General features: G+C 72.5%; 4 protein-coding genes. All 4 read right to left on the minus strand.

The genetic code is table 11. The features are described 5' to 3' along the window. A partial coding sequence (gspI, locus tag QQJ79_RS15160; RefSeq protein ID WP_284223764.1) for a type II secretion system minor pseudopilin GspI occupies nucleotides 1–432 on the minus strand: 432 nt, incomplete at its 3' end. Nucleotides 433–475: 43 nt separating this feature from the next. After that, nucleotides 476–874, minus strand: coding sequence for a GspH/FimT family pseudopilin (locus QQJ79_RS15165; RefSeq protein ID WP_431307609.1), 399 nt, complete (start codon nucleotides 872–874; stop codon nucleotides 476–478). Nucleotides 875–1,040: 166 nt separating this feature from the next. After that, entirely contained in the window at nucleotides 1,041–1,610 is a 570-nt protein-coding gene (gspG, locus tag QQJ79_RS15170) for a type II secretion system major pseudopilin GspG (RefSeq protein ID WP_431307610.1), read from the minus strand. An 11-nt stretch (nucleotides 1,611–1,621) separates the two neighbouring features. After that, nucleotides 1,622–2,752, minus strand: a 1,131-nt coding sequence (gene gspF, locus QQJ79_RS15175; protein ID WP_284223766.1) for a type II secretion system inner membrane protein GspF, incomplete at its 5' end; no start/stop codon positions are given.

Here is a 2,752-nt window from a genome sequence, read left to right on the forward strand (position 1 = left end):
CGTCCTTGACCGGAAGATGGTGCGTTCGGCGGCCTGTCCCTCGGCGTCCTGGACGGTGATGTGGATGCGCAGGAGGTCGGGGTCTTCGGTGGGGGTTATGGCGCGGGTCCAGGTCCAGGGGCGGCCGGCCAGCGGGGTCTGGCCGGAAGTCGCGCCTTCGCTGACAGAGGGGGCGATCATGGCCTCGACGGCGAGGTTTTCGGCGACGATCCCGCCGAGGGTGCGGGTCTCGACGCGGGCGGCCGAGCGGGTGTTCTCGCCGGACAGGTTCAACAGCGCCAGGGCGGCCAGGCTGAACACGGCCAGCGCCACCAGCAGCTCGATCAGGGTAAAACCCTTCTTGTCGGGGCCGCGGTCGTCGGCCCTTCGGGACCTCCCGACCCGACGCGGCCTGGCGCTTCGCGCATGCCCATAGCCCCGATCCGCGCTCAAGCAGCGAGCCGCCGCGCGGCGAGCGATAGCGCGCATCATCGTGTCAGCCATTGAGTCTCACCTCTCCGGCGCCGTCGACGGCGATGGTGCGGCTTTGGCGGTCGCGGGTCAGGGTCAGGGCGGCGGGGTCGGCCACGCCGGTGGGGTCGAACACGATGCGCATGGGCGGGTTCGAGGGGTCGACCGTCGTGCCCGCCGTCCAGGTCTCCGGCCCGAACGGACCCTCGTCCAGCGCCGACCATTCGGCGCCGTCGAACACGCTGAAGCCGTAGCCGGCGGGGGTGGCCTCGACCGCGACGGGGCGGTTGGACAGGACGGCTTCCTCGCGCGCGCGGCTCAGCCGGGCCGCGAACCGCTCGGCGTCCTCCGCCACGGAGGGCCGCGGATCGGGCACGGACAGGACCACGGCCCCGGCGGCCAGGCCGATGATGGCCACCACCATCAGCAGCTCGACCAGCGTAAAGCCTTCTTTGTTGGGGCCGCGGTCACAAGGCTCCGCCTTGTCGACCCGACGCGGCCTGGCGCTTCGCGCATGCCATGCGCGGCGAGCATTGGCGCCCCGGCCCGCGCTCAAGCAGCGAGCCGCCGCGCGGCGAGCGTTAGCGCCCCTAACTCCAGTTTCCGAGGTCGGCGTCATCGCCCTCGCCCCCTTCCTTGCGGTCGGCGCCCCAGGAGTAGACGTCGAACGGGCCGCCGTGGGCGCCCGGGCGGCGGTAGCGGTAGGGCTCGCCCCAGGGGTCTTCGGGCAGGCGGCGCACATAGCCGCCCGGACGGTAGCGGTCCGGACTGGCCAGGGTCGGCGGGGCGGCGACCAGCGCCTGCAGATCGTCGGGGAAGTCCAGGTTGTCGAGGCGATAGGTCTCGATCGCCTGCTCCAGGGTGGCGATGTCGGCCTTCGCCTTGGTCACCATGGCCCGGTCCTGGCTGGGCAGGACATTGATCGCCACCACGGTGGCCAGCAGGCCGATGATCACGATCACCACCATCAGCTCGACCAGGGTGAAGCCTGCCCTGTGGGGGGCGCTAACGCTCGCGACGCGGTCGCTCGCTGCTTGAGCGCGTGTCGGGGCCTTGAGCCTGCGCGAAGCGCCAGGCCGCGTCGGGTCGGGTCGTCCCGGAGGACCGACGACCGCGGCCCAGGCAACAATGCGGCGAGCGATTGGGTGCAAGAATCTCATGCTCAACTTCCTCACCCCATGGCCAGGGTGTTGATCTGCAGGATGGGCAGCAGGATGGACAGGATGATCACCGCGACCACCCCGCCCATGACCACGATGATGGCCGGCTCGATCAGGCTCAGCATCACCGCCGTGAAGGTCGAGAACTCCCGCTCCAGATAGTCCGCGGCGCGCTCCAGCATCGGCTCCAGCCGGCCGCCGGCCTCGCCCGAGGCGGTCATGGTCACCAGAATCGGCGGGAAGACGTCGGCCCGGCGCATGGCCGCCGACAGCCCCCCGCCCTCGCGCACCGCCTCGGCCATCCGTTCGGTGGCCAGCCGCAGGCGCCGGTTGGACACGGTGCGGGCCGTGATCGTCAGCCCCTCCAGCACCGGCAGGCCGGCCGCGATCATCGTCGACAGGGTCCGGGCCATCCTCGCCCCGTGCAGGTCGCGCGTCAGCCGCCCGATCAGCGGCAGGCGCAGGATCGCCGTATCCACCCGCAGCCGGACCGCCGGATGGCGCAGCAGCCCGCTCCCCGCGACGGCGGCCGCCGCCAGCAACAGCGCCGCCAGCCAGCCCCGGTCGCGCATCGCCTCCGACAGGCCGATCACCAGCCGCGTCAGCAGCGGCAGGGTCTGGTTCATGCTGTCGAACTGGTCCACCACCCGCGGCACCACGAAGGTCATCAGGGCGATCACCACCCCGAGGGCCACGACCGCCAGCACCGCCGGATAGACCAGGGCCGTGATCACCTTGCCCCGCACCACCTGATCGCGCTCCAGCCCGTCGGCCAGCCGCTCCAGGATCGGCGCCAGCGCCCCCGAGGTCTCGCCCGCCGAGACCATGGCCCGGTACAGCGGCGGGAAGGCGGAGCCCTGCAGGGCCATGGCGTCCGACAGCCGCCGCCCCTCCATCACCCCGCCATGCACCCCCTCCAGCACCGCCCTTGCCGCGGGCCGGTCGGCCTGGATCATGATCGCCCGCAGCGCCTCCTCCACCGGCGACACCGTCACCAGGGTGGCCAGCTGGCGCGTCACCAGCGCCAGGGTCCGCGAATCGAGCTTGCCGGCGCCGCGGGGCGCGCCGACCTTGCGCGACGGGACGCCGGCGCTGTCCTGTATCGCCCCCCGCGACGGGGCGCCGCGCGACGCGGCGACCTC

The sequence above is a fragment of the Brevundimonas denitrificans genome (genome assembly GCF_030160755.1).
In the GTDB taxonomy this organism is placed as follows: Bacteria; Pseudomonadota; Alphaproteobacteria; order Caulobacterales; family Caulobacteraceae; genus Brevundimonas; species Brevundimonas denitrificans.

Bases quoted from the DNA above. Each gene is read 5' to 3' on its own strand.
- QQJ79_RS15165 (WP_431307609.1), bottom strand. From the start codon at position 874: ATGGTGGTGGCCATCATCGGCCTGGCCGCCGGGGCCGTGGTCCTGTCC.
- gspG (WP_431307610.1), bottom strand. From the start codon at position 1,610: ATGAGATTCTTGCACCCAATCGCTCGCCGCATTGTTGCCTGGGCCGCG.